Below are 24,633 nucleotides of genomic sequence, written 5' to 3'. Positions count from 1 at the left end.
ATGGTTGAAGAAGGTGGAAATCGGCATGGATCAGTTATTGGCAGTGATGAAACGGCTTCGTGAGCAATGTCCGTGGGACCAGAAGCAGACCCCAGAATCGCTGACCAAGTATGCGATTGAAGAAGCCTATGAAGTCGAAGCGGCCGTGCGCAGTGGTCATGCTCAGGACGTCAAAGAGGAACTGGGCGATCTATTGCTGCAAGTGGTGTTTCAGTCGCAAATGTATAGCGAGCAGGGTGCTTTTGATTTTCAGGATGTGGTGCAGGCCATTACCGATAAAATGATTCGCCGTCACCCGCATGTATTTCAGCCGGAGCAGTTTGCGGCTTTAAGCCCGGAAGATGTCAGTGCATTGTGGCAGCAGATCAAACAGCAGGAAAAAGCCGGAAAACCTGCATCGCGCTTATCTGAGGTCAAACATGGCCCGGCCATTCAGCAGGCGCAGCAGTTACAGCACAATGTCGCGAAGATTGGCTTTGATTTTTCCGATGTCGCTGGCGCGATGCAGAAAGTCGATGAAGAGTTGCAGGAGTTGAAACAGGCGGTGGATCGGCAAGATTCCGACGAAATTCTGGATGAGCTGGGTGACTGTTTATTTTCTTTAATTAATGTTGGCCGTAAACTGAATCTGTCCAGCGAAATGGCTTTGCTGAGTACCGTACATAAATTTAGAACCCGCTTTGCTTTCATTGAACAGCAGTTACAACAGCAGCATAAAAATATAGAACAGGTGTCGTTGGCTGAAATGGATCAGCTGTGGGAGCAGGCAAAACAACAATTAAAATGACAGAGTGACCATGACAAGAAGAATAAGATTTCAACACGCTCAAGCTCTAATTCAACTGGCGTTAATGTTCTGCCTGTTTTGTAGTTTTTTCGCGCTGCAAAATGCGCAGGCAGAAAATTATGATGCGCGTTATCTGCAATGGAAGGCTGAACAAGAGGCGATTGATGCCCGCTTAAGCTCGTCGGCTTCTACGAAGACTTCCCAACCCCGTTCAGCTAGCGCAGGCAGTAGTGAAAAAATTAATCTGAATATGGCAACAGCCGCGCAATTACAGCAATTATCTGGCGTGGGACAAAAGAAGGCGGAAGCTATTATTGAGTACCGCAATCGGCATGGAAAATTCAAACGGATTGAAGATTTACAGTTAGTCAAAGGGATTGGACCGGCATTATTGGCCAAAAACCGGCACCGGCTGGGTATTTAATCGGGTCTGATCATCGGCCAACACCGCATCAGCCGGGCCCGAGTATTGAGATAATCAAATTGCCCTTTGATTGTGTTAGAGATATGATTAGCGTCATCTAATCTATTTTACGTTCAGACGTAGGAGACAGCGTCTTTTGCAAACTTTGCGCGCGTCAAAATGTGGTTTATCAACCACGCAATTACCTGCTTACATTCTAGATGTTATTGATGCTTTAACCAAAGCTGGCTATGAAGCTTATATCGTTGGTGGTGGTGTTCGTGACCTGATGTTGGGCCTGAATCCGAAGGATTTTGATGCCGTGACCAATGCCACGCCATCTCAGGTCAAAGAGGTGTTCGGACGCCGCTGTCGCATTATCGGACGCCGCTTTGAGCTGGCTCATGTCTATTCTGGACGTGAACTGGTGGAAGTTGCTACCTTCCGTGCACCGCCGAAAAGAGCGGTGACCTCTGCTGCGGGCATGATTTTAAGAGACAATAACTGGGGCACGATTGAGCAGGATTTTGCCCGTCGTGACTTCAGTATCAATGCTTTGTATTACCAGCCACGTAAAGGAATCGTGCTGGATTTCTGTCATGCAGTTGATGACATTAAATCCAAAACCTTGCGTCTGCTCGGTGATCCGACCGTCCGTTTTGAAGAAGATCCGGTGCGGATGCTGCGGACCTTACGTTTTGCGGCCAAGCTGAATTTCAATATTGATCCGGCCATTCTGGAGATTTTTACTCCGGAAATGACTCAGTTGCTGCGCGATGTTTCTCCGCACCGTCTGTATGATGAATCGCAAAAACTGTTCACCATGGGGCATTTAAATCGCGTCTTGCCGATGCTAATCGACTTCGGTATCTGGCGTCAGCTTTTTGCCGACATCAAGCCGGACATCACCCCCTTTATTGAACTGGCTGCAAAAAATACCGATCAGCGCATTGCGATTGGCAAAACCATCAACCCGGCCTTTTTCTATGCGGTGCTGCTGTGGAAGCCATTTTTAGAGCGCTGTGATTTTTATCTGTCCAAAGGGGTAATTCCGGCAGAAGCACGTGCACAGGCTGGGCTGGATGTGTTGAAACGTCAGGCCACCCGCACGGTGATTCCGCGTTTTGCCGAAACCTTTATTCGTGAAGTCTGGGAAATGCAAACCCGTTTGCTGAATCCAAAACCTCAGCAAATTGCTGCCCTGTCCAACCATGCACGTTTCCGTGCCGGTTTCGACTTTTTGCTGCTGCGTGAAAGATCTGGCGATGCCCAGACTCAAGAGATGGGTACGTGGTGGGATCAGTACCAGACCATGAGCACCGATGAAAAAGAACGTGCCATTGGCCAGTACAACCGTCAGCGGGCCAAGAGCCGTCGCAAAGCTGCACAGGAAGAACATCTGGAGCAGCAGCTGAATGCCGCGCAGACCGCCGAAATTGAACCGCTGGTGAATGAGCCGGAGCCACGCAGCCGCCGTGCCCGTAAAGCCAAACAGCAGGAAGATGCCCGTGCCCAAGTTGCATCAATATCATCAAGCAATGGCTCGGGGATTGGTGCAGACCATCCAATTCTGAAGCGCAAGCGGGTACAACGGGATTTAAGTCAGGTTATTTTCGGGCCAACACAATGAGTAGGGTGACTTATATTGGCCTGGGTAGTAACCTGGGCGATTCACGCCAGATTCTGACCGAAGCTGTACACAAGCTGGCGACGTTGGGTCAGGTCAAAACCTCTAAACTGTATCAAAGTCCGCCAATGGGGCCACAAGACCAGCCGAATTATTTAAATGCGGTGGTACAGCTGCGTACAGATTTACCGGCGCTGGAATTGCTGGATCAGCTGCAGCGTTTTGAGCAGGAAGCCGGACGGGTGCGTTTACGCCATTGGGGTGAACGCACGCTCGATCTGGATTTACTCCTCTATGGACAGGAGCAGATTCAGCATGAACGTCTGACTGTGCCGCATGTCGGCGTTTTAGAACGCGATTTCGTGGTCATTCCATTACTGGATTTAGACCCCGAACTGCGTGTGCATACGCAATTATTAAAAGACTTGCCGTTCATTCAACAGCCCGCACTGGATGTGCTGGACCATGAACACTGGGCAAATATTTAAAGTGATTTTTAGCATGTTCTATGCTTTTCCTAGAGGAACATCTCCATGATTAGTCTCAGTGACTTAAGACAATTTAAAGCCGATGGTCGCAAATTCTCCTGCCTGACTTGTTATGATGCGAGTATGGCCAAGGCAATGGAAATTGCTGAAATTGATAGTATTTTAATTGGCGACTCGCTGGGGATGTCGATTCAGGGCCGTGACTCTACCTTGCCGGTGACTGTTGAAGATATGGCCTATCATACGGCAGCAGTGCGTCGTGGCAATCAGCATGCCTTTATCATGACCGATCTGCCATTTATGAGTTATGCCACCTTGAATGATGCACTGCAAAGCTCGAAAACCGTGATGCAGGCCGGTGCGCAAATGGTCAAAATGGAAGGTGGTGCCTGGCTGGCTGAAACCGTAGAAGTGCTGACCCGTAACGGAATTCCAGTGTGTGTGCATTTGGGCCTGACGCCGCAATCGGTACATGTCTTTGGCGGTTATAAACTCCAGGCGCGTACCCGTGAAGCGGCGGACAAGTTGATTGCCGACTGTCAGGCGGTGGTTGATGCCGGTGCTGCGCTGTTATTGCTGGAATGTGTACCGGCGCAGCTTGGTCAGGAAATTAGCGCCCTGTTCCCGCATATTCCGGTAATTGGAATTGGTGCCGGTGCAGACACCGATGGTCAGGTGCTGGTGGTGCAAGATATGCTGGGTCTGACGTTTGGCCGCGTTGCCAAATTTGTACGGAACTTTATGAAAGAGCAGTCTGGTGAAACAGCCATTTTAGATGCCTTCAAAGCCTATCATGCTGCGGTACAAGACGGTTCTTTCCCGGCACGTGAACAAACTTTCCAAGTTGAGTTGTAAAACATGAAAACAGAAACCACGATTCAGGGATTGGCAGCCTCATTAAATCCTGCACGTGCAGCGCGTAAAATTATTGGTTTTGTCCCGACCATGGGCAATTTGCATGAAGGCCATCTGAGCCTGGTGCGTGAAGCGCGTCAATTATGTGATGTGGTGGTGGTCAGCATCTTCGTGAACCCGATTCAGTTTGGTCCAAATGAAGACTTTGACAACTATCCACGGACCTTGGAACAAGACAGTCAATTGCTGGCAGAAGCCGGTTGTGACATCGTATTTGCACCTTCTGTCGAGCAAATGTATGGCAAAAACCCGCGCTTAACCAACATCAGTGTGTCTGAAATTACCGAAGACCTGTGTGGTTTGCAGCGTCCGGGACATTTTGATGGCGTCGCGGTGGTGGTGACCAAGCTGTTTAATATTGTGCAGCCGAACTATGCCTTCTTTGGCCAAAAAGATTATCAGCAGCTGGCGGTGATTCGTCAGTTTGTACGTGACCTGAATATTCCGCTGGAAGTGATTGGCGTGCCAATTGTCCGGGCAGAGGATGGTCTGGCCCTTAGTTCCCGTAACGGTTATTTAAGTGAACAGGAACGTAAAACGGCACCAGTAATTTATCAAAGCCTGAAAAATGCTGAACAGGCACTGCAACAGGGTGAAAAGCTGTCAGAAGTGTTAGCGAATATTAAGGCAGCATTGACGCAGGCCGGCTTTGTTGTGGACTATGTAGAGGCACGTACACCTGAACTGCAAAAAATTGATGAATTTAATCAAGAGATTGTTTTGTTCGTGGCGGCAAAATTGGGAAGCACCCGCTTAATTGATAATATGCAGATCAAACCGACTGCATAGCTCAGCAATGGAAAGGACAGCCTTGTCATGAAGCGTATTTTGATTGTGACCGGACAATCAGGTTCAGGAAAATCCTCGGCTTTGCAGGTTCTCGAAGACCTCGGATATTACTGTATTGATAACCTTCCTCTGGCATTGCTGCCCGAAATTGTGGCCAAGCTTGATCTGGAAAATAATCTGGAACAGCTGGCGCTAGGGGTCGATGTACGCAGTACCCGCGCCAATTTGCAGGAATTTGACCAGGTGTTTGAACAGTTGCAAGGTCATGGCTCGGTCGATATTATTTATCTGACTGCCCAAGATCAGGAGCTGATCACCCGCTTTAGTGCTTCGCGCCGTCCGCATCCTCTGGCCAGCCGGTTTAAAAGTCTGCATCAATGCATTCAGGAAGAAAAAGTCCTGCTTATGCCGATTCAGCTGCGCTCCACGGTGCACATTGATACCACCGACAAGAGTGTGCATGACTTAAAGCATACCTTGCTGTCGAAGCTGGGTCAGACCGATAAACTGATTGTGATTTTGCAATCTTTTGGCTACAAGCATGGTATTCCGCTGGATGCCGACTATGTCTTTGATATCCGGCATTTGCCGAACCCACATTGGGATCTGTCTTTGCGCAAATATTCCGGGCTGGATGAGCCGGTGCAACAGTTTCTGGAACAGCATGAACAGACCAATGAAATGTTCCAGGATATTTATCAGTTTTTAAATAAATGGCTACCTGCATTTGCAGAAGGGCATCGTCATTATATGACCATCTCTATTGGCTGTACCGGTGGGCAGCACCGATCTGTTTATATGGTGGATAGACTAAAAAAGGCACTTGAGGCACAATGGTCTATTCAAGTCTTACACCGGGAAATGAAGCACTGGTCATGATTGACACAACTGTTGAGGTAATTAATAAACTAGGTTTACATGCGCGTGCATCAGGCAAACTGATTGAAGTCACCACGAAATTCCGTTCGTCCATTCAAATTGGCAAAGGTGACAAGTTGGTCGATGCAAAAAATATCATGTCCCTGCTCATGCTCGGCGCAGGTAAGGGCACAACTTTACGTTTAGTGATTGAAGGTGCAGATGAAGAACAAGCTTTATCTGAAATTCAGGCACTTTTTGCAGCAAAATTTTACGAGGCAGATTAATCGTGGCACGTCGACCGCACCGTTTTACCGAAGATGATTTCGAATCTTTAGAAGGACGTGCAAGTAAAACTGAACAGAAAAAAGCCGTACAGCGTATGGCTGCTTTGGGCGAGCAGTTGGCTCAACTGAACCTGAAGCAAATTCAAAAGCTTCCTGTAGATGAGCGTTTAATTGATGCACTCATTGAAGTGCAGAATATCAGTTCGCATGAGGCGCGTCGCCGTCAGTTCCAGCGGATTGGGAAACTGCTGCGCAATGAAGATGAATCGGTGATTCTGTCTTATTTAACCCCGCAGCAGGGTGCCAAAAAAACCGCACAGCTGCAACGCTGGGTCGAGCGGATTATTAAAGATGGTGATCCGGTAATTAATGATTTCTGCAAAACTTATAATGCGGCAGAACGACATACCTTGCGTCAGCATGTGTTGCGCATTCACCGTGATTTGAAAGTGGAAATGCCCGCAGCAGAGCTGGAAGCATCCAAGTTAAAATTGTTTAACTATGTGCAGCAAGTGGCGCTGTTATCTGACAATTAAGCTAATCAGACTTCATCTGGTCCGAAGCCATTAAAAACGACTCAATGGAGTCGTTTTTTTATTGCGGTTCATTTTTGGGTGACTGATTTGAAAACGGGCACTATGACCCGCATCAACATCTCAGCTGGCTTTAACCGAACTCGCCGACAGCGCGTTTTTTGGCCCATTCACGTAATACAAACTTCTGTAATTTGCCGGTCGAGGTTTTAGGAATCTCGGTAATCACCACTTCTTTTGGCACTTTAAAGCGCGCCAGATGCTGCTGGCAGAAGGCAATGATTTCATCTTCGGTCACGGTTTTACCTTCTTTAATTTCAATAAAGGCGCACGGGACTTCCTGCCAGCGCGGATCCGGTTTGGCCACCACTGCCGCGGTGAGGACCGCAGGGTGCTGGTACAGCACCTCTTCAACCTCCAGCGAGGAAATATTTTCACCGCCGGAAATAATCACATCCTTGGAGCGGTCGGTAATTTTGGCATAGCCATCCGGCTGGCAAACGGCCAGGTCGCCGGTATGGAACCAGCCACCGGCAAAGGCTTCGGCCGTCGCTTCCGGATTTTTTAAATAGCCTTTCATCACGATATTGCCACGGAACATAATTTCGCCCATGGTTTCGCCATCGTTCGGTACCGGTTGCATGGTCTCCGGGTCAAGGACTTTCATGCCATCTTGCAGCGGATACGGCACGCCTTGGCGTGAATGCAATTGCGCCTGTTCCTGAATAGTCAGCTCAGACCAGCCAGCTTGTGATGCACATAGCGCCGATGGGCCATAGGTTTCAGTTAAGCCATAAACATGGGTCACGTTAATGCCCAGATTACGCATCCCTTCAATAATCGCCGCAGGTGGTGCAGCACCGGCCACCATCACTTCTACGCGATGCTCAATTTTGATCTGTTGCTGTTCCGGAGCATTAATCAGCATCGACAGTACAATCGGTGCGCCGCAGAAGTAATCAACTTTATGTTCAGCAATCAGTTTAAAAATCAGCTCAGGATCGACTTTACGCAGGCAGATATTGGTACCGCCATTGGCTGCCATGGTCCAAGCAAAACACCAGCCGTTGCAGTGGAACAGTGGCAAGGTCCATAAATAGGTGGCACGTGGGGTCATACCGCAGGCAATAATATTACTGGCGGCATTGATATAAGCCCCACGATGATGATAGACCACGCCTTTCGGGTTGCCAGTGGTGCCAGAGGTATAGTTCAGGCTAATCGCATCCCATTCATCTTGTGGGAGTGACCATTCAAAATTGGCATCGCCTTCAGCCAGCCAGTCTTCATATTCAATCTGGCCAATCGGGGCAGTAAAGCACTGCTCATACAGCTCATCTTCAACATCAATCACAAAAATCTCTTGTGGCACCAGCGCCAGCGCTTCTTTGGCCACGGCGGAAAATTCCGGATCAACCAGTAACACTTTGGATTCGGCATGTTCCAGCATAAAGGCCAGACTTTTGGCATCGAGTCGGGTATTGAGGGTATTAAGGACGGCGCCTGCCATTGGCACGGCAAAATGTGCTTCCAGCATGGCTGGTACGTTCGGGAGTAAGGTGGACACGGTATCATTCTTGCCGACCCCCAGCTGTTGTAGCTGATGGGCAAACTGGCGGCAGCGCTGATATTTTTCTCGCCAGGTAATGCGGCGTTTACCGTGAATAATGGCATCCTGATGCGGGTAGATATAAGCAGCGCGTTCAAGGTATCTCAGTGGAGACAAGGCCACGAAATTGGCAGGGGTACGCGGCAATTGATCATATGCGCTAACCATTATTATTACTCCCTAATCATATTTATTGTTTCTCTGGTTTAAAGATATTCATTTCAGTGCAGGCTTGCAGTTATTCTTTAGTCGAGTGAGCGGTATTGCAGCTAAATAGGCACGCTATCACCTGAAATATAAACCTTTTTTGATCCGGTAAAATTGTATGGAGATATTTCTTTTTTATCTGGGTGTAGCTGATGATGGCAGTTGCAGATAGATTGGCCAGATCAGCATATAAAAAGCCACATCATCCGTTTGACCGGTAAATCCGGAAATAAAATTGGCCCATGCAGCACATTTTTTTAAATCGGAAAAAATTAAGCATAAACACGAGGCTTAATTTGAATTTTCTCGGAGAAAAGGTTTAATCACCGCACCAAGACGTGTAAAATTCTAGTCGATTTTTTATTTACCACCGTTTTTTATCTTTTGAGGTTCTCCTCGATCATAATCTCGCGGTGACATGCTCCATGGTACGGGGCATCACTCCTTAAGGATTTTCTATGCCAATTATCACTTTGCCGAATGGTGATCAAAAACAATTTGATCAAGCTGTATCTGTGATGGAAGTTGCACAAAGCATCGGCCCAGGTCTTGCCAAAAATACTGTGGCAGGTCGTGTGAACGATCGTTTAGTCGATGCCTGCGATTTAATTACTGAAGATGCCACCTTACAAATCATCACACCGAAAGACGAAGAAGGGGTCGAAATTATTCGTCACTCTTGTGCGCACCTGGTGGGCCATGCGGTAAAACAATTGTTCCCTGAAGCAAAAATGGTGATTGGTCCAGTCATTGAAGAAGGTTTCTACTATGACATCTGGATGCCACGTCCATTTACTTTAGATGACATGGCGGCCATCGAAGAGCGTATGAAAAAGCTCATCGACCAGGACTACGATGTTGTGAAAAAAATGACCCCGCGTGATGAAGTCATTGCTGAATTCACTGCGCGTGGCGAAGAATACAAACTGCGCCTGATTGCAGACATGCCTGAAGAAACTCAAATGGGCTTGTACTACCATCAGGACTATCTGGATATGTGCCGTGGTCCGCACGTACCAAATACCAAATTCTTAAAATCATTCAAGCTGACCAAAATCTCGGGTGCTTACTGGCGCGGTGATGCCAAAAACGAGCAGCTGCAACGGATTTATGGTACCGCCTGGGCTGACAAGAAACAGCTGGCTGCCTACATCAAACGTATTGAAGAAGCAGAAAAGCGTGACCACCGTAAAATTGGTAAAGCCTTAGACCTGTTCCATATGCAGGAAGAAGCACCGGGTATGGTGTTCTGGCATCCAAATGGCTGGACCATTTACCAGGTGCTGGAACAGTACATGCGTAAAGTGCAGCAGGACAACGGTTATCAGGAAATCCGTACCCCGCAGGTGGTCGATTTCACCCTGTGGGAAAAATCGGGTCATGCCGCGAACTATGCGGAAAACATGTTTACCACGCATTCTGAAAACCGTAACTACGCAGTGAAGCCAATGAACTGCCCATGTCACGTGCAGGTGTTTAACCAGGGCCTAAAGTCGTATCGTGATTTACCAATCCGTCTGGCAGAATTTGGTTCATGTCACCGTAACGAGCCATCGGGTTCATTGCACGGTATTATGCGGGTACGTGGTTTCACGCAAGATGACGCGCATATTTTCTGTACCAAAGAGCAGATTGGCCAAGAGGTTGCTGACTTTATTCAGTTAACCTTAGATGTCTACAAAGACTTTGGCTTTGAAGATGTGCAAATGAAGTTATCGACTCGTCCTGAAAAACGTGTGGGTGATGATGCACTGTGGGATCTGGCGGAAAAATCACTGGCCGATGCTTTGGATGCAGCGGGTCTGGCCTGGGAATTACAGCCGGGTGAAGGTGCATTCTATGGTCCGAAAATTGAATTCTCATTGAAAGACTGCTTAGGCCGTGTATGGCAGTGCGGTACCATTCAGTGTGACTTTAACTTGCCAGAACGTTTAGATGCTTCTTATGTGACGGAAGATAACGACCGTGATCAGCCGGTAATGTTACACCGTGCGATTCTTGGGAGTTTTGAGCGTTTTATTGGTATACTTATTGAACACTATGCGGGCTTTATGCCACCTTGGTTATCGCCAACACAAGCCTGTGTAATGAATATTACCGACGCGCAAGCTGAAGCCTGTGGGTCAGTCGTCGAGAAACTGAAAGAAAACGGTATCCGTGCGATTTCTGACTTGAGAAATGAGAAAATCGGCTTTAAGATTCGTGAACGTACTTTAGAGCGTATTCCTTACTTGCTGGTTCTTGGCGACCGTGAAGTAGAGGAAGGTACAGTGAACGTGCGTACCCGCTCAGGAAAAAATTTGGGTACTATGTCAATTGATGCTTTCATTGACCTAGTAAAAGCAGCCGTTGCCGAACGCGGCCGGTACATTGTGGAGTAAGAAAGATTAAACAGCCTGACCGTAACCAACAACAAGGTGCTAAGAGTAACCGCCCTGCAATTAATGACGAGATCCGTGCAAAAGAAGTACGCCTCGTTGCAGCGGATGGTGAACAAAAAGGAATTGTTTCTTTAGCGGAAGCATTGCGTGCTGCAGAGGATGCAGATCTTGACCTCGTTGAGATTGTGGCAAATGCAGAGCCGCCTGTTTGTAAAATCATGGATTACAACAAGCACTTGTTTGACCTGAAGCAAAAGCAAAAAGATGCCAAGAAAAAGCAGCATCAAGTGCAGGTAAAAGAAATTAAATTGCGCCCAGCAACCGATGTAGGTGACTACAACGTAAAACTGCGTGCCATTTTAAAGTTCTTGGAAGAAGGCAACAAAGTCAAAATCACGCTGCGTTTCCGTGGTCGTGAAATGGCGCACCAACAATTGGGTCTGGCACAATTACAGAAAATTGAAGCGGATGTAGCTGAAATTGGTGTAGTTGAACAGGCGCCAAAAATGGAAGGTCGTCAAATGGGTATGCTGCTTGGACCGAAAAAGAAAAAGTAAGCATCTCCGAATCAAAAAAGCACTGCCCAGCAGTGCTTTTTTTGTGACTACAGTTTATGAGGTCACTAATATTTTGACGTAATGATCGTTCGGTATGTTGAGCAGCTCAGCATACTTTGCATGATAAAAGCTCGGTGACTTTCGAACAGCTGCGGGTCATCTCTGGTGTTTAATTTTTATGTGACAACAGTTGCCCTGCTCAGGCTTATCTCGTATCTTTAACGGCAGAGCAATAACACATGACAACGACAAGAGCGCAAGGATATACACATGATTGATCTTTATTATTGGGGCACGCCCAATGGTCATAAAATTACGATTGCCTTAGAAGAAATGGCGCTGCCATACCAGATTTTCCCGATTAATATCCTTGAAAACGACCAGTTTCAGCCAGATTTTCTGCGCATTTCTCCCAACAATAAAATTCCGGCTATCGTCGATCAGGATGGACCGAATGGCCAGCCGATTTCGATTTTTGAATCGGGGGCGATCTTGCAATATCTGGGCCGTAAAACCGGTATGTTCTATCCGGTAGATGAGCTCGAGCGGGTAGAGGTGGAGCAGTGGCTGATGTGGCAAATGGGTGGCTTAGGCCCGATGCTGGGGCAGAACCATCACTTTAGCCGCTTTGCACCCGAGCGTATAGCCTATGCCACCGAGCGTTATGTCAATGAAAGCAAACGTCTGTATGGCGTGTTAAACAAGCAGCTGATCGGGCAGAAATATGTAGCCGGTGAATATTCAATTGCCGATATGGCGATTTTACCGTGGTTGTTACGCCATGAATGGCAGCAGATTCCGCTAGAAGATTATCCGCATGTGCAGGATTATATTGAGCGTTTAACCGCCCGTCCGGCAGTACAACGCGCCCTGGCGATTCAGGTTTAAATAATCATCATAAAATCACCTAAAGCATCTTCGGGTGCTTTTTTTGTGATTTCAGTTAAGATGGGCAGAACCTGTTAACTGCATCTGTTATGGCTTATCTGCTGTTATTTCTGTCGGCCTTTGGGGCGGCTACCTTATTGCCGTTGCAATCTGAAGCGGTATTACTGGGCCTGCTCATTCAAGAGCAACATTCGGTGATGGCTTTAATAGCCATCGCCAGTCTGGGCAATATTCTGGGCAGCTGTGTGAACTGGTGGTTAGGACTCAAGATCGAGCAGTATAAAGACAAGCGCTGGTTTCCGGTGTCTGAACCCAAGCTGCAGCAGGCACAGCAGATTTATCGGAAATATGGCTTCTGGTCCTTACTGCTGAGCTGGGTGCCGGTGATTGGTGATCCAATCACCTTAATTGCCGGTTTAATGAAAGAAAACTTCGCCCGATTTCTGCTGATGGTGAGTGTAGCCAAAATCGGGCGTTATCTGTTTATTTATCTGGCTTATGCCATGTTCTAGTTTAGCCCTCACATTCTGCTGGCTGAAAACGGACTTCATCTTTCAGGTTGGATTTTTTATAGATCCAGAATTTGCGTGGTACATCGACCTGTGCACCTTGCAGCGCCTGAATCAGTTTCTGGTCCAGCGCATAACGGCCGGAACCTTGCTGAATTTTAACCTTGTGGATGTTGCCGTATTTATCGGCTTTCATTTTGAACTGAATCCGGCGGGCATGACCATTTAACTCATCTTCGGTGACGTTCAGTTGAGGCTGGCTGCGATATTGAAACGCGCTTTTTGCGCCGGCTTGCTGCGCTTGCCAGACAGTCGAGTCAAAGCTGTAGTGGCAGTCCTGAGCAGTATCTTTTAAATCCAGATGAAAGACCTGATAACCAATCACTGGAACCGGGGTATCATCGACCAGATGTGGTTTGATTCTGGCCTGTTTTACCGCCTGGCTAATCAGCTGATCTAAAGATTTTAGTCCGGTGCTTTCCTGTACCGTGACCTTGTTGATTTGCCCCGATTCATCGGCATGAATCCGTAAAATGGCCGCGCGGTTTTGCTGCTTTAAATCGGCATTGCTATAACGCAGCTGCGGAAACTCGGTCCATTGAATACGCGTGGTCAGATGGGCAGCCAACGCCGAGGTTTTTTGTACTTGCAGTTGTTCGGCAGGGGCAGCAATGGCAAGCGTGGCACTAAGCGGCAGCGCCAGACACAGACTCAGGCAAATGGTTTTTTTCATGAGGATTAGCTTGTTGTTGGGCAAAAGAAGGAACGCTGCGCAGTATTTCCTGAATTGGCCGTCAGTACAAGTCTTCCGCTATAAAAATAAGAGGTTCCATCTGTATGTTTTGGCTGTTCAATAAAAAGGAGAGATCCTGCTAATCTCAAAGACCTCATCTGCCGATAGAAGGCGAGCGACTTTTGCAATATCTGCTTTTGTTTTAGACAAAGATGCTTTAGAATACGTGCTCCCTTACCTGCAGGTCGTTTGTAATGGTGCAAATGAGCCGAACAGGTACTTAAAAGAGGTTGTTATGGCTAAGTTAAAAACTCGCCGTGGTGCAGCTAAACGTTTCAAAGCGACTGCTAACGGTTTCAAGCGTAAACAAGCGTTCAAACGCCACATTTTGACCAAAAAATCTGCTAAACGTATCCGTCAATTGCGCGGCTGTGTAATGGTTCACGTGAGTGACGTTGCTTCAGTTCGTCGTATGTGCCCATACATCTAAGGAGATTTATAAATGGCTCGTGTAAAACGTGGTGTACAGGCTCATCGCCGTCATAAAAAAATTCTTGCTCGTGCTAAAGGTTACTATGGTGCTCGTTCACGCGTATATCGCGTAGCGTTCCAAGCGGTAATCAAAGCAGGTCAATACGCTTACCGTGACCGTCGTCAGAAGAAACGTCAATTCCGTGCTCTATGGATTGCGCGTATCAATGCTGGTGCTCGTCAAAACGGCTTGTCTTACAGCCGTATGATTGCTGGTTTGAAGAAAGCTCAAGTGATCATCGACCGTCGCGTACTTGCTGACATCGCTATGCATGACGCAGTTGCATTTGCTGCTTTAGCTGAAAAAGCGAAAGGTGCATTGGCTGCCTAAGTCCTCGTGACTTAAAAGAAGACCGCTTTATGCGGTCTTTTTTATTGCGCAGAATCAGGGTCTGAATGATAGAGTAGGGAAATTGTATGCAGCGAATTAATGTGGTTGGTACTTCGGCTTCAGGCAAATCGACTTTTGCCCGGGCGCTGGCAGAAAAGCTGGGACTGGCCTATATCGAGCTGGATAATCTGTTCTGGTTAGATGACTGGCAGCAAAGTGCTGATACAGATTTTTTTGCCAAAATTCAGGCAGCCATTGAGCAGGCACCCAATGGCTATGTGATTGATGGCAACTATACTCGCACCATTCCCATTAAATGGGCGCAGGCCGATACCATCATCTGGCTGGATTTACCGTTTCATAGCAATTTACTGCGTTCTGTACAACGCGCCGTGCAGCGCGCGGTTTCACAGCAAACCCTCTGGCCTAATTCCAATAATCAGGAAACGATCAGACAGCTGTTTAGCCGCGATTCGATTGTCTGGTGGATGATTAAAACCCATCAGAAAAATCGCCGGCATTATCTGCAGCTGATACAATCTCCCGAATATGCCCATCTGCACTGGATTCGGCTGACTTCAGCGACTGAAGTTGAACGGTTTCTGAATCGCGTTTAAAGTCCGAAATAATAGGCCAATAAACAAATTACCACAGTAATAAGAATCAGCTTGATGACTCCAGTCGCACCAACTTTATGATGAGACGGGGCTTTGGCTGAATGCGCTGCTTGCGCATGGGTAGCCTTGTTGTCAGATGCGAACGGTTCCAGCGGATTCGGCTGTGCGACAGGCGTCAGCTGGGCGCTTTGGTAATGGTTGGCCACCTTGACAATAAATTTGGCGCTTAAATCATCCAGCTTCTGGGCAAAATGGCGCAGGTCAAGCTGCTCTTCCGGACTCAGCACTTCATTATCTGCATTATAGGGATGCTGGATTTTCTGTTGAATATCATCTTTTAGCGCTTCTAAACGGTACAGCATGCGATGTGCATAATCGGCCTGATAGTGAGTCGGTAATAAAGACAGCTGATGCGGATCAGGTGTATCTGCCGTAAGCGGAACACCATAATAGGGTAAATTCTGCTGTTCAGGTGGCTGAAAGTCGGCCGCCAGTGTATGAGAAAACAGCTCCTGCTCGGTAAACAGATGAATTTCATCCCAGTGAGCGGGTTCTAGATCGGCCTCTACCTTTTTGGCCAGCTTACTATTGAGTTCATAACGCCAGAACGTTTCCTGGCGCAATTCAATACGCTGTGCCGATGGAAATTCATAATCATTGTCGGCGTTATACCATTCCGGCAATTCCTTGCCACAAATCCAGGCAAATTTTTTATGTGCTTCATGGCTGACAATAAAATGCGGGTAGGGAAGTAACTCGACATTGGCATTGGGATTTTTTTCATCGACCAGCAGACTGGCATTGTGCAGACTCAGTCGGGTTGTACCCTGGCGTTTTAAGCCTTCCAGCCAGATTTCAAAATGCTGGGCCAGCAGATGCTGGGAATTTAAATCACGAAACCAGAACATGTGCTGATTAAAAATGGGATGCGCACGCCAGCGACTGAAACTCAAATCCTGGCTCAGATATTCATTGCCATAGGTGACCAGGGTCAGTTGCTGTTTCCAAATTTGATCGAGCGCCATAGTGTTTGATCTCATTGATATTTTGATTATCTTATACTTTTTCCAAATTGCGATGCCAATCTAATTTTCCTGCAATGCAACTTCATTCTACTGTCCAAAAACTGTTAGAATGTGGGGTTTTTTAATTATATTCAAAATTTGTTGCTTTGAGAGTTACTATGTCACTGGAAGCCCTGACCACTGAAGCGCTCGCTGCCATTGCAGCAGCAGACGACCTTGCTACACTCGATCAAGTACGGGTGCAATTTACGGGGAAGAAAAGCCAGCTCGCGGAACAATCTAAGTCACTTGGTAAAATGGATCCTGAACAGCGTAAAGCGTTTGGTGCGCAAATCCATGCGGTGCGTGAAGCCATTAATACTGCATTAACCGAGCGTCAGGCAGCATTACAGCAAGCGGCATTAGAACAAAAACTTGCCAGCGAAACGGTGGATATTACTTTACCAGGCCGTGGTCAGACCATTGGCTCCATTCACCCGGTAACTCAGGTGCAAGAGCGTATTTGCCAGTTCTTTACCAAAGCTGGCTTTACTGTGGCTACTGGCCCAGAAGTTGAAGATGATTATCACAACTTTGAAGCGCTGAATATTCCAGGCCATCACCCGGCCCGTGCCATGCACGACACGTTCTATTTTGATGCGACTCATTTGCTGCGTACCCATACCTCTGGTGTACAGATTCGGACTATGGAAACCCAGCAGCCGCCAATCCGTATTGTCTGCCCGGGCCGTGTTTATCGCTGTGACTCCGACCAGACGCATTCACCAATGTTCCACCAAATTGAAGGTTTGTACGTGGCGGAAAACACCAGCTTTGCTGAACTGAAAGGTTTACTGGTGAACTTGCTGAACGAATTCTTTGAAAAAGATTTGAAAGTCCGTTTCCGTCCGTCGTATTTCCCGTTCACCGAGCCAAGTGCTGAAGTGGATATTATGGATGAGCGCGGTAAATGGTTAGAAGTGCTGGGCTGCGGTATGGTGCATCCAAATGTATTACGCGCTGCAGGTATTGATCCGGACAAATATAAAGGCTTTGCTTTTGGTCTGGGCGTAGAGCGTTTTGCAATGTTGCGTTATGGCATTAACGACCTACGTATGTTCTACCAGAATGATGTGCGTTTCTTACGCCAGTTTGCTTAAAACAAATTTATACCTCTCCCTGACCTCTCCTAAAAGGAGAGGGGTTGTCCATCGGTGACATAGGGTTCTCCCCCTTTTTTTAAGGGGGAGTTAGAGGGGGATTTTAGAGATTTGAATTACAGGTTTTATATTAATGAAAATTAGCGAAAATTGGCTACGCACGTGGGTCAACCCAGCCATCGATAGCGAAAAACTTTCTGACCAGTTAACCATGCTGGGTTTGGAAGTTGATGATTTATCTCCAGCTGCAAAACCATTTACTGGTGTAGTGGTTGGTGAAGTGCTGACGGTTGAACAACATCCAGATGCAGACCGTTTACGTGTAACGACGGTGAACATTGGTTCAGGTGAGCCTTTACAAATCGTCTGCGGCGCGCCAAACGTACGAGCAGGTATGAAAGCACCTGTGGCAACTATTGGTGCAGTATTACCAGGCGATTTTAAAATCAAGAAAGGCAAACTGCGTGGTGTGGAATCACAAGGCATGCTCTGCGGTGCATCTGAAATTGACTTAGAAGATAAAATCGACGGTCTATTAGAACTTCCTGTGGATGCACCGGTCGGTGTCAACATCCGTGAATATCTGGACCTAGATGACAACGTGATTGACATCAGCATCACGCCAAACCGTGGTGATTGTTTCAGTATTCGTGGGATCGCACGTGAAATTGGGGTGATTAACCAACTGCCTGTGACTGCGCCTGAAATTAAAGAAATGGCTGCAAGCATTGCTGATGAAAAGAAAGTGGTTGTATCGACTGAAGGCTGTCCACGTTATTTAGGTCGTGTGATCAAGAACGTGAATACCAAAGCCGCGACGCCTGAATGGATGGAGCGCGCATTGGCACGTTCGGGTATCCGTCAGCACAGCATTCTGGTTGATATTACCAACTATGTCTTGATGGAACTGGGTCAACCACTCCATGCCTTTGATGCTGCAAAAGTGCAAGGTGCTGTACAGGTGCGTCAGGCGACTGCGGGCGAAAAACTTGTTCTATTGAATGAACAAGAAGTAGAACTGCAAGACGATGTCATGGTGATTGCCGATGATGAAAAAGCTCTGGCGATTGCCGGCATCATGGGTGGTCTGTCTTCATCGGTTACCGAGGAAACCACTGAAATCTTCCTGGAATCTGCTTTCTTTGCACCGCTGCATATTGCCGGTCGTGCGCGCCGTTTTGGCCTGCATACCGATGCCTCTCAGCGTTATGAGCGTGGTGTGGATTTTGAACTGCCATTGATCGCCATGCACCGTGCCTCTCAGTTAATTTCTGAGCTTGCAGGCGGTGAGTTCGGTCCAATTACGGTGGCAGAAAATGCAGCAGTATTGCCAACACGTGACGCGATTGAACTGGAACAGGCACAGGTCGATCAGCTGCTGGGTTATAGCGTAGATTCAGACTTTATTACCGATGCTTTAACACGCTTGGGCTGTGAAGTAACAGTAAAAGCGCAAGGCCAATGGTCTGTGGTACCGCCATCGCATCGTTATGACATGGCCATTTACCAGGACCTGATTGAAGAAGTCGCGCGTATTCACGGTTATGACAATATTCAAATCAGCCTGCCGGTGATTGACACCAAACTGGCGAAGTATCAGGATCAGTTTGAAGTGGCACAGCTGCGTCAAACCCTGGTGACTTTGGGTTATCAGGAAGCAATCAGCTTTAGCTTTGCTGACCTGAAACTGGAAAAACAGCTAAATGCGGCGGTCAACCCGCTGGCATTGGCGAACCCGATTTCAAGCGATCTGGCGGTGATGCGTTCAACTTTGCTGTCGAGCCTGATTCCTTGCGTACAGTACAACATTAACCGTCAGCAAAGCCGTGTGCGTTTCTTTGAACTGGGTTTACGTTTTGATTATCAGAATGCAGCTTCAATTCATGACCTGAAACAGATTCCAACCCTGGCAATGATTGCTGTGGGCGCTAAAACAGCAGAATCATGGCATGGCAAGCCACAAGCCATGGACTTCTTTGACCTGAAAGGTGAAGTTGAAGAGTTGCTGGCAGCAGGTCGTGTACAGGTCGAATATGTACGCTCAGAGCGTAGCTGGTTGCATCCAGGCCAATCTGCAGAGATTCTGGTCAATGGTCAGTCAATTGGTTATTTGGGCCGTTTGCATCCATCTCTGGAAAATGAACTGGATTTGGGCACCACTTGGGTGGCGGAACTGGATCAGCAGGCTGTTTTGCAAACTTATGTATCTAATTTTACAGAATTATCACGTTTTCCGTCGGTAAGACGTGATATTGCGCTTTTAATTAGTGATAAGATTAATGTTAGCGAAATTCAGCAACTTATCGAACAAACGGGCGGCGAGCTTCTGCATTCAACCTGGTTATTCGATGTGTACACTGGTCAAGGTGTTGAAGCGGGTAAACGCTCATTGGCATTTGCACTGTTATGGCAACATCCGACACGTACGCTTGAAGATGCTGAAATTAAATCAGGTATGGACAATATCCTAAAAGTGTTAGAAAACACTTATCAAGCGACATTGAGGGCTTCATGACAGCATTAACAAAAGCAGAAATGGCTGATCATTTAAGTGAGCTCACGAGTTTAAACCGTCGTGAAGCGAAACAAATGGTCGAGTTATTCTTCGATGAGATTAGCCAGGCGCTAATCTCTGGGGAGCAGGTGAAACTTTCAGGTTTTGGTAACTTCGAGTTGCGTGATAAACGTCAACGTCCAGGCCGAAATCCGAAGACGGGTGAAGAAATTCCGATTTCTGCACGCCGGGTGGTAACCTTCCGTGCCGGACAGAAGTTCCGCCAACGTGTTGGAAATGAGCAGATCGATTGATCTGCTTTTTTATGCCGCTAAAAAAGTAAGGGCTGAGGTTCTAACGGCAGGTATTACCGTGTTCCTTGTATGTGATGATGAGATGTTGTAAGAAATATTCAGACAATAAAAAAGAGAGCCAAAAGGCTCTCTTTTTGTCAATAATCTAAGATTATTGAGCTTCAGAAGCAGCAGCGTCAACAGCAGCATCAGCAGCGTCAGTAGCAGCATCAGCAGCGTCAGTAGCAGCAGCAGCAGCAGTGTCAGCAGCATCAGCAGCAGCGTCTACAGCAGCATCAGCGCCAGAAGCAGCTTCAACAGCAGCAGCGTCAGCAGCAGCTTCAGCTTCAGAAGCAGCTACAACAGCTTCAGATGCAGCTTGGTTAGCGTCAGCAGCAGCTTCTTCAGTTTTTTTAGCACAACCAACGAAAGCTAAAGTAGTAGCAACTGCAGCAGCAATAGCGATTTTTTTGAATAACATGGCATCACTCTCTAAAAAATTGAGATTAAAAAAAACCGACGTTAGCCTGTTATATGCTTTTATTATTCCTAATTTTGTTAGGCACTAACAACGCAGGAGCAGTCTAACTGGTCTGCGAATATGCTATCACTGAGTTTTTTTAATTACTACTAGCTTGCTCTAAAAAAAGCCGAAAAAAGCCCTAAAATACGTTGTTTTTTAACAGAAAATAACAATCAAGAGTTCAGTTTATATTGGCGAAAGGCGATTTAAATCATTAAAAACTATAGGGTTTTTTTGAAATACTTATTTATAATCATTTACTTAAAAATAAGTTTACACAGAAAACGTCCAATTGTGTCTTTATGTAAAGATGGTCAACCGAAATAAAAAAGCCATCGTTATACGATGGCCTTTTTAAAAAGTTTTGATCTTAGTTGCTGGCTTTACGCTTCATATGATCAAAGAACTCGTCATTGGTTTTGGTTTCTTTCATACGATCCAGCAGGAATTCCATGGCTGCCAGTTCATCTTGGGTATGCAGCAGCTTACGCAGAATCCAGACCTTACGCAGGTTGTCTTCAGACATCAGGCGCTCTTCACGACGGGTACCTGATTTCTTGATGTTCATGGCAGGGAATACGCGTTTTTCCGCAATACGACGATCCAGCGTAATTTCCTGGTTACCGGTACCTTTGAATTCTTCGTAAATCACTTCATCCATCTTGCTGCCGGTTTCAATTAACGCGGTTGAGATGATGGTCAGTGAGCCGCCTTCTTCAATATTACGTGCGGCACCAAAGAAACGCTTTGGACGTTCCAGTGCGTGAGCATCGACACCACCAGTCAGGACTTTACCTGAAGATGGCACCACGGTGTTATAGGCACGCGCTAAACGGGTAATCGAGTCAAGCAGAATCACCACATCTTTTTTGTGTTCTACCAGACGCTTGGCTTTTTCAATTACCATTTCAGCCACTTGTACGTGACGGGCTGGAGATTCATCAAAGGTTGAGGCAACCACTTCACCACGCACGGTACGTTCCATTTCGGTCACTTCTTCCGGCCGTTCGTCAATCAGCAGAACAATCAGGAATACTTCCGGGTTATTACGTACAATCGACTGGGCGATGTTTTGTAATAACATGGTTTTACCAGCTTTTGGCGGCGCTACAATAATTGAACGCTGGCCTTTACCAATTGGCGCAACCAAGTCAACCACACGCGCGGTTAAATCTTCAGTGGTACCGTTACCAAGTTCCATGACCAGTTGTTCGGTTGGGAACAGCGGGGTCAGGTTTTCAAACAGGATTTTATTGCGCGAGTTTTCTGGCGTGTCGTAGTTAATCTGGTTAACTTTTAACAGGGCAAAATAACGTTCGCCTTCTTTTGGTGGGCGAATGGTGCCGGTAATGGTGTCACCGGTACGCAGGTTAAAACGACGAATTTGCGAAGGGCTGACATAGATATCGTCAGGACCGGCTAAATAAGAGCCTGCTGCAGAGCGTAAGAAGCCAAAACCATCTGACAGAATTTCGAGCACGCCATCACCAAAAATCTCTTCGCCATTCATTGCATGACGTTTTAAGATGGCAAAAATAATGTCTTGCTTACGGTTACGAGCCATTCCTTCAAGGCCCATAAACTCGGCAATCTTGATGAGTTCGCCAATCGGTTTTTTCTTGAGTTCGGTTAAATTCATAGGTGATCAGATAGAATCAAAAATTCTGGGGTACAGGTTGGAAGGGAAGCAACATTTGACCGCATGCAGGCAATAAAACGAACGCAATTGTATTTGCACAATAACAATTCAGAGGACTGATTAATTGTTTCAGAGAAAAATGTGAAAAAACAATTTCTGTTGCCGAGCGGCATTTTTGTGTTGTGTCTTTTAAGAAACGGGCGGGACGGGAAGTCCTTTATTTCTTGAGCAAGCAATATAAGAGAGAAACGCCGATTTGTCAATTTATAGACGAAAAAAATACGCTATGAAACATAGCGTATTTTAATTTTTCTAAACAGACAGGATTTAGATGTTTTCATCAATAAATGCAGTCAGTTTCGATTTTGGTGCAGCACCAATCTGCTGGGCAACCACTTCACCATTTTTGAACATCAACAGTGCAGGGATGTTACGGATGTTGTAGTTCACGGCAGTTTGTTCGCAAGCGGTCACGTCAACTTTCACAATTTTAACTTTGCCTTCATATTCAGTCGCCAAAACTTCAAGTACTGGCGCAATTGCCTTACAAGGCGCACACCAGCCCGCCCAGAAGTCAACCAATACAGGTGTTTCAGATTGAAGAACGTCTGCTTCGAAGTTTGCATCCGTTGTGTTTACGATGTTGCCAGACATGGAATGTGCTCCAAATGAATTTTTGTATAGATAGCTATATTTATTAGTATTACATAGCCATCTAGAACAATGTAGAGGAATATGTAAATTTTCGATCTTTCCTGTGAATTTGTCTAATTGATGCTCACGATGCTGATGATCGTGTCACACAATTGTCACATCTGCCGAAAATTTAAATACTCATCGAAATGTGCGCACAAATGGCTTTTAAATTGCATGTATGTGAATTACTCTAGGCACAATTCTGTATAGGTTTGTTTGAAGAATGTCTGATTTTTTAATTGATGAAGAGTTACTTGCAGCCATCGATATGGGGTCGAACAGCTTCCACCTGGCCATTGCCCGTGTGGATCATGGTGAAGTAAAAAAAGTGGCATCAATGTCAGAAAAAGTACAGCTTGCCGCTGGTTTAGATGAGAATAAAAATTTAACCGAAGCCGCACAGCAGCGCGGTTTAGCCTGTTTGGCACGCTTTGTCGGACGTTTAAGCGCTGTACAGCCGAACCGTTTACGTATTGTTGCCACCAACGCCTTGCGTCAGGCCAAAAACGGACATGAATTTATTCAAAAAGCCGCAGAAATCTTGCCAAAACCCATTGAAATTATTGCCGGTCGTGAAGAAGCCCGCTTAATTTATCTGGGTGTGTCGCACACCATGGAAAACAGTGGTCGCCGCCTGGTGATTGATATTGGCGGTGGTTCAACCGAGCTGATTATTGGTGAAGAATTCGAACCTATTCATACCGAATCTTTACAGATGGGCTGCGTGGCCTATACCAAAGCCTTTTTCGCCGAAGGTGAAATTAACCATAAAAGTTTTGACAAAGCCGTGTTTGCCGCACGCAAAGAATTATCCACCATTGCCAATACCTATAAAAATGCCGGCTGGGATACCGTAGTAGGCTCAAGTGGCACCATTAAAGCCTGCCGCCAGATTACCGTGAATATGGGCTGGAGCAATGCGCAGGAAAATCTGACCCGTGAGGGCCTGGAAAAACTTAAAGATAAGCTGCTTAAATACAAGCATGTCTCTGAAATGGACTTTGACGGTTTAAAAGAAGATCGACGAGCAGTTTTGCCAGCCGGGATTGCGATTTTATATGCAGTTTTTGATATTTTAGATATTGATAAACTGGTTTATTCCGATGGTGCCTTACGTGAAGGCGTAATGTATGACCTGCTAGGCCGTTTCCAGCATGAAGATATCCGGGACCGCAGTGTGCAGGCGCTGATGGGCCGTTATAACGCCGATCCGAAACAGGCAGAACGTGTGGTCAAAACCGCGCAGCACCTGTTTGAAGGCGTAGCCGCGGAGCTGAAATTGACCAGCGATGACAGTGATTTACTGCGCCGCGCGGCCTATTTACATGAAATTGGTCTGGCGATCAGTCATGGTGGCTATCATCGTCATGGTGCTTATTTATTACAACATTCGGATATTCCAGGCTTTTCACAAATTGATCAAAACCATCTGTCGCATCTGGTTGCGCATCATCGCCGCAAGCTGCGTCAGGACGATAAAATTGATGTCAACAAGGTCGGTGGCCATAAATTAATGCATTTATGTCTGCTGCTGCGCCTAGCAGTTTTAGTCAATCACAGTCGCAGCGATCAGATGCTTCCTGCCATTGAATTGAGTGTTCAGAATGCGCAACAATGGCAGCTCAGCGTTTCGGGTGATGCTAAACAATGGCCATTGCTTGTCGCTGAATTGCACGATGAACAAGTGCAGTTCAAGAATTGGGACATTGAATTAAAAATTCATTCGGAACAATTTGTCGATTAACGTTTTGGTTAATTTAGGGATAACAGTCGA

The 24,633-nt window shown here is 46.6% G+C and carries 26 protein-coding genes; 20 read left to right on the top strand and 6 right to left on the bottom strand.

Annotation, left to right across the window (positions count from 1 at the left end):
* Positions 1 to 25: 25 nt before the first annotated feature.
* From mazG to yjgA, 9 genes are all read left to right on the top strand, one after another.
* Positions 26 to 787: a nucleoside triphosphate pyrophosphohydrolase gene (gene mazG / locus FTT64_RS09995; RefSeq protein ID WP_127801698.1), complete on the top strand. Its 762-nt coding sequence runs from the start codon at positions 26 to 28 to the stop codon at positions 785 to 787.
* Between the two features lie 10 nt (positions 788 to 797).
* Positions 798 to 1,211, top strand: a complete 414-nt coding sequence (locus FTT64_RS09990; protein WP_127801699.1) for a ComEA family DNA-binding protein — start codon at positions 798 to 800, stop codon at positions 1,209 to 1,211.
* A gap of 136 nt (positions 1,212 to 1,347) precedes the next feature.
* A complete protein-coding gene (gene pcnB / locus FTT64_RS09985) occupies positions 1,348 to 2,820 on the top strand; it encodes a polynucleotide adenylyltransferase PcnB (protein ID WP_127801700.1) in 1,473 nt (490 codons plus the stop codon).
* A complete protein-coding gene (folK, locus tag FTT64_RS09980; protein ID WP_005182411.1) occupies positions 2,817 to 3,305 on the top strand; it encodes a 2-amino-4-hydroxy-6-hydroxymethyldihydropteridine diphosphokinase in 489 nt (162 codons plus the stop codon). Before pcnB ends, folK begins: the two co-directional genes overlap by 4 nt.
* 45 nt (positions 3,306 to 3,350) lie before the next feature.
* Entirely contained in the window at positions 3,351 to 4,160 is an 810-nt protein-coding gene (gene panB, locus FTT64_RS09975; protein ID WP_005182412.1) for a 3-methyl-2-oxobutanoate hydroxymethyltransferase, read from the top strand.
* 3 nt (positions 4,161 to 4,163) lie between these two features.
* Positions 4,164 to 5,009, top strand: coding sequence for a pantoate--beta-alanine ligase (panC, locus tag FTT64_RS09970; protein WP_005182413.1), 846 nt, complete (start codon positions 4,164 to 4,166; stop codon positions 5,007 to 5,009).
* A gap of 27 nt (positions 5,010 to 5,036) precedes the next feature.
* Positions 5,037 to 5,888: an RNase adapter RapZ gene (rapZ, locus tag FTT64_RS09965; RefSeq protein ID WP_005182418.1), complete on the top strand. Its 852-nt coding sequence runs from the start codon at positions 5,037 to 5,039 to the stop codon at positions 5,886 to 5,888.
* Positions 5,885 to 6,154 (top strand): HPr family phosphocarrier protein, encoded by a 270-nt coding sequence (locus FTT64_RS09960; RefSeq protein ID WP_168396726.1) that lies wholly within the window; start codon positions 5,885 to 5,887, stop codon positions 6,152 to 6,154. Before rapZ ends, FTT64_RS09960 begins: the two co-directional genes overlap by 4 nt.
* A gap of 2 nt (positions 6,155 to 6,156) precedes the next feature.
* Positions 6,157 to 6,690, top strand: coding sequence for a ribosome biogenesis factor YjgA (yjgA, locus tag FTT64_RS09955; RefSeq protein ID WP_127801701.1), 534 nt, complete (start codon positions 6,157 to 6,159; stop codon positions 6,688 to 6,690).
* Positions 6,691 to 6,820: 130 nt separating this feature from the next.
* On the opposite strand, the gene FTT64_RS09950 is transcribed toward yjgA, so the two are convergent.
* Positions 6,821 to 8,464: an acyl-CoA synthetase gene (locus FTT64_RS09950; protein WP_180182323.1), complete on the bottom strand. Its 1,644-nt coding sequence runs from the start codon at positions 8,462 to 8,464 to the stop codon at positions 6,821 to 6,823.
* Between the two features lie 497 nt (positions 8,465 to 8,961).
* Here FTT64_RS09950 and thrS point away from each other — a divergent pair, with 497 nt between their 5' ends.
* The 4 genes from thrS (at position 8,962) to FTT64_RS09930 (ending at position 12,841) form a co-directional block, all read left to right on the top strand.
* The gene (gene thrS, locus FTT64_RS09945; protein WP_104472408.1) at positions 8,962 to 10,884 is read left to right on the top strand and encodes a threonine--tRNA ligase; all 1,923 of its coding nucleotides are present in this window, start codon (positions 8,962 to 8,964) and stop codon (positions 10,882 to 10,884) included.
* A 5-nt stretch (positions 10,885 to 10,889) separates the two neighbouring features.
* On the top strand, positions 10,890 to 11,441 hold the full coding sequence (infC, locus tag FTT64_RS09940; protein ID WP_075167371.1) for a translation initiation factor IF-3: 552 nt from the start codon (positions 10,890 to 10,892) through the stop codon (positions 11,439 to 11,441).
* Between the two features lie 270 nt (positions 11,442 to 11,711).
* A complete protein-coding gene (locus tag FTT64_RS09935) occupies positions 11,712 to 12,329 on the top strand; it encodes a glutathione S-transferase N-terminal domain-containing protein (protein ID WP_045795980.1) in 618 nt (205 codons plus the stop codon).
* Between the two features lie 89 nt (positions 12,330 to 12,418).
* On the top strand, positions 12,419 to 12,841 hold the full coding sequence (locus FTT64_RS09930; protein WP_005182435.1) for a YqaA family protein: 423 nt from the start codon (positions 12,419 to 12,421) through the stop codon (positions 12,839 to 12,841).
* Position 12,842: 1 nt separating this feature from the next.
* Here the strand turns inward: FTT64_RS09930 and FTT64_RS09925 are convergent, their stop codons facing one another.
* A complete protein-coding gene (locus FTT64_RS09925; RefSeq protein ID WP_127799086.1) occupies positions 12,843 to 13,571 on the bottom strand; it encodes an energy transducer TonB in 729 nt (242 codons plus the stop codon).
* Positions 13,572 to 13,866: 295 nt separating this feature from the next.
* On the opposite strand from FTT64_RS09925, the gene rpmI reads away from it, so the two are divergent.
* From rpmI to FTT64_RS09910, 3 genes are all read left to right on the top strand, one after another.
* Positions 13,867 to 14,061, top strand: a complete 195-nt coding sequence (gene rpmI / locus FTT64_RS09920) for a 50S ribosomal protein L35 (protein WP_001096359.1) — start codon at positions 13,867 to 13,869, stop codon at positions 14,059 to 14,061.
* A gap of 12 nt (positions 14,062 to 14,073) precedes the next feature.
* Positions 14,074 to 14,433: a 50S ribosomal protein L20 gene (gene rplT / locus FTT64_RS09915; protein ID WP_005182440.1), complete on the top strand. Its 360-nt coding sequence runs from the start codon at positions 14,074 to 14,076 to the stop codon at positions 14,431 to 14,433.
* Between the two features lie 86 nt (positions 14,434 to 14,519).
* On the top strand, positions 14,520 to 15,050 hold the full coding sequence (locus FTT64_RS09910) for an AAA family ATPase (RefSeq protein ID WP_127799088.1): 531 nt from the start codon (positions 14,520 to 14,522) through the stop codon (positions 15,048 to 15,050).
* On the opposite strand, the gene FTT64_RS09905 is transcribed toward FTT64_RS09910, so the two are convergent.
* A complete protein-coding gene (locus tag FTT64_RS09905; RefSeq protein WP_016659519.1) occupies positions 15,047 to 16,075 on the bottom strand; it encodes a hypothetical protein in 1,029 nt (342 codons plus the stop codon). The two genes, FTT64_RS09910 and FTT64_RS09905, sit on opposite strands and share 4 nt — an antisense overlap.
* A 158-nt stretch (positions 16,076 to 16,233) precedes the next feature.
* Here FTT64_RS09905 and pheS point away from each other — a divergent pair, with 158 nt between their 5' ends.
* The 3 genes from pheS to FTT64_RS09890 all read left to right on the top strand — a co-directional run bounded on the left by pheS (position 16,234) and on the right by FTT64_RS09890 (position 20,022).
* Positions 16,234 to 17,214: a phenylalanine--tRNA ligase subunit alpha gene (pheS, locus tag FTT64_RS09900; RefSeq protein WP_016659518.1), complete on the top strand. Its 981-nt coding sequence runs from the start codon at positions 16,234 to 16,236 to the stop codon at positions 17,212 to 17,214.
* Positions 17,215 to 17,347: 133 nt separating this feature from the next.
* The gene (gene pheT / locus FTT64_RS09895) at positions 17,348 to 19,729 is read left to right on the top strand and encodes a phenylalanine--tRNA ligase subunit beta (RefSeq protein WP_127799090.1); all 2,382 of its coding nucleotides are present in this window, start codon (positions 17,348 to 17,350) and stop codon (positions 19,727 to 19,729) included.
* Positions 19,726 to 20,022: an integration host factor subunit alpha gene (locus FTT64_RS09890; protein WP_004649746.1), complete on the top strand. Its 297-nt coding sequence runs from the start codon at positions 19,726 to 19,728 to the stop codon at positions 20,020 to 20,022. The genes pheT and FTT64_RS09890 overlap by 4 nt, the downstream gene beginning before the upstream one ends.
* A gap of 151 nt (positions 20,023 to 20,173) precedes the next feature.
* Here FTT64_RS09890 and FTT64_RS09885 read toward each other — a convergent pair whose 3' ends face one another.
* The 3 genes from FTT64_RS09885 to trxA all read right to left on the bottom strand — a co-directional run bounded on the left by FTT64_RS09885 (position 20,174) and on the right by trxA (position 22,817).
* Positions 20,174 to 20,482, bottom strand: coding sequence for a hypothetical protein (locus tag FTT64_RS09885; RefSeq protein ID WP_005182453.1), 309 nt, complete (start codon positions 20,480 to 20,482; stop codon positions 20,174 to 20,176).
* Between the two features lie 412 nt (positions 20,483 to 20,894).
* Positions 20,895 to 22,163 carry a transcription termination factor Rho gene (gene rho, locus FTT64_RS09880; protein ID WP_005182456.1) on the bottom strand — a complete coding sequence of 423 codons (1,269 nt, stop codon included), beginning with the start codon at positions 22,161 to 22,163 and terminating at the stop codon, positions 20,895 to 20,897.
* A 327-nt stretch (positions 22,164 to 22,490) separates the two neighbouring features.
* A complete protein-coding gene (trxA, locus tag FTT64_RS09875) occupies positions 22,491 to 22,817 on the bottom strand; it encodes a thioredoxin (protein ID WP_016659515.1) in 327 nt (108 codons plus the stop codon).
* A gap of 265 nt (positions 22,818 to 23,082) precedes the next feature.
* On the opposite strand from trxA, the gene ppx reads away from it, so the two are divergent.
* Entirely contained in the window at positions 23,083 to 24,603 is a 1,521-nt protein-coding gene (ppx, locus tag FTT64_RS09870) for an exopolyphosphatase (RefSeq protein ID WP_005182484.1), read from the top strand.
* Positions 24,604 to 24,633: the final 30 nt, after the last annotated feature.

The sequence above is a fragment of the Acinetobacter sp. Q186-3 genome, assembly GCF_013420655.1.
Taxonomy (GTDB): domain Bacteria; phylum Pseudomonadota; class Gammaproteobacteria; order Pseudomonadales; family Moraxellaceae; genus Acinetobacter; species Acinetobacter indicus.
This window is presented reverse-complemented; position numbering and strand designations above follow the sequence as displayed.

Coding starts and splice junctions, on each gene's coding strand:
- FTT64_RS09930 (WP_005182435.1), top strand. CDS start 12,419: ATGGCTTATCTGCTGTTATTTCTGTCGGCCTTTGGGGCGGCTACCTTA.
- panC (WP_005182413.1), top strand. CDS start 4,164: ATGAAAACAGAAACCACGATTCAGGGATTGGCAGCCTCATTAAATCCT.
- rpmI (WP_001096359.1), top strand. CDS start 13,867: ATGGCTAAGTTAAAAACTCGCCGTGGTGCAGCTAAACGTTTCAAAGCG.
- FTT64_RS09885 (WP_005182453.1), bottom strand. CDS start 20,482: ATGTTATTCAAAAAAATCGCTATTGCTGCTGCAGTTGCTACTACTTTA.
- FTT64_RS09905 (WP_016659519.1), bottom strand. CDS start 16,075: ATGGCGCTCGATCAAATTTGGAAACAGCAACTGACCCTGGTCACCTAT.
- FTT64_RS09950 (WP_180182323.1), bottom strand. CDS start 8,464: ATGGTTAGCGCATATGATCAATTGCCGCGTACCCCTGCCAATTTCGTG.
- pheS (WP_016659518.1), top strand. CDS start 16,234: ATGTCACTGGAAGCCCTGACCACTGAAGCGCTCGCTGCCATTGCAGCA.
- rplT (WP_005182440.1), top strand. CDS start 14,074: ATGGCTCGTGTAAAACGTGGTGTACAGGCTCATCGCCGTCATAAAAAA.
- ppx (WP_005182484.1), top strand. CDS start 23,083: ATGTCTGATTTTTTAATTGATGAAGAGTTACTTGCAGCCATCGATATG.
- mazG (WP_127801698.1), top strand. CDS start 26: ATGGATCAGTTATTGGCAGTGATGAAACGGCTTCGTGAGCAATGTCCG.
- FTT64_RS09960 (WP_168396726.1), top strand. CDS start 5,885: ATGATTGACACAACTGTTGAGGTAATTAATAAACTAGGTTTACATGCG.
- panB (WP_005182412.1), top strand. CDS start 3,351: ATGATTAGTCTCAGTGACTTAAGACAATTTAAAGCCGATGGTCGCAAA.
- FTT64_RS09935 (WP_045795980.1), top strand. CDS start 11,712: ATGATTGATCTTTATTATTGGGGCACGCCCAATGGTCATAAAATTACG.
- thrS (WP_104472408.1), top strand. CDS start 8,962: ATGCCAATTATCACTTTGCCGAATGGTGATCAAAAACAATTTGATCAA.
- FTT64_RS09910 (WP_127799088.1), top strand. CDS start 14,520: ATGCAGCGAATTAATGTGGTTGGTACTTCGGCTTCAGGCAAATCGACT.
- rapZ (WP_005182418.1), top strand. CDS start 5,037: ATGAAGCGTATTTTGATTGTGACCGGACAATCAGGTTCAGGAAAATCC.
- trxA (WP_016659515.1), bottom strand. CDS start 22,817: ATGTCTGGCAACATCGTAAACACAACGGATGCAAACTTCGAAGCAGAC.
- FTT64_RS09925 (WP_127799086.1), bottom strand. CDS start 13,571: ATGAAAAAAACCATTTGCCTGAGTCTGTGTCTGGCGCTGCCGCTTAGT.
- FTT64_RS09890 (WP_004649746.1), top strand. CDS start 19,726: ATGACAGCATTAACAAAAGCAGAAATGGCTGATCATTTAAGTGAGCTC.
- pheT (WP_127799090.1), top strand. CDS start 17,348: ATGAAAATTAGCGAAAATTGGCTACGCACGTGGGTCAACCCAGCCATC.
- rho (WP_005182456.1), bottom strand. CDS start 22,163: ATGAATTTAACCGAACTCAAGAAAAAACCGATTGGCGAACTCATCAAG.
- folK (WP_005182411.1), top strand. CDS start 2,817: ATGAGTAGGGTGACTTATATTGGCCTGGGTAGTAACCTGGGCGATTCA.
- FTT64_RS09990 (WP_127801699.1), top strand. CDS start 798: ATGACAAGAAGAATAAGATTTCAACACGCTCAAGCTCTAATTCAACTG.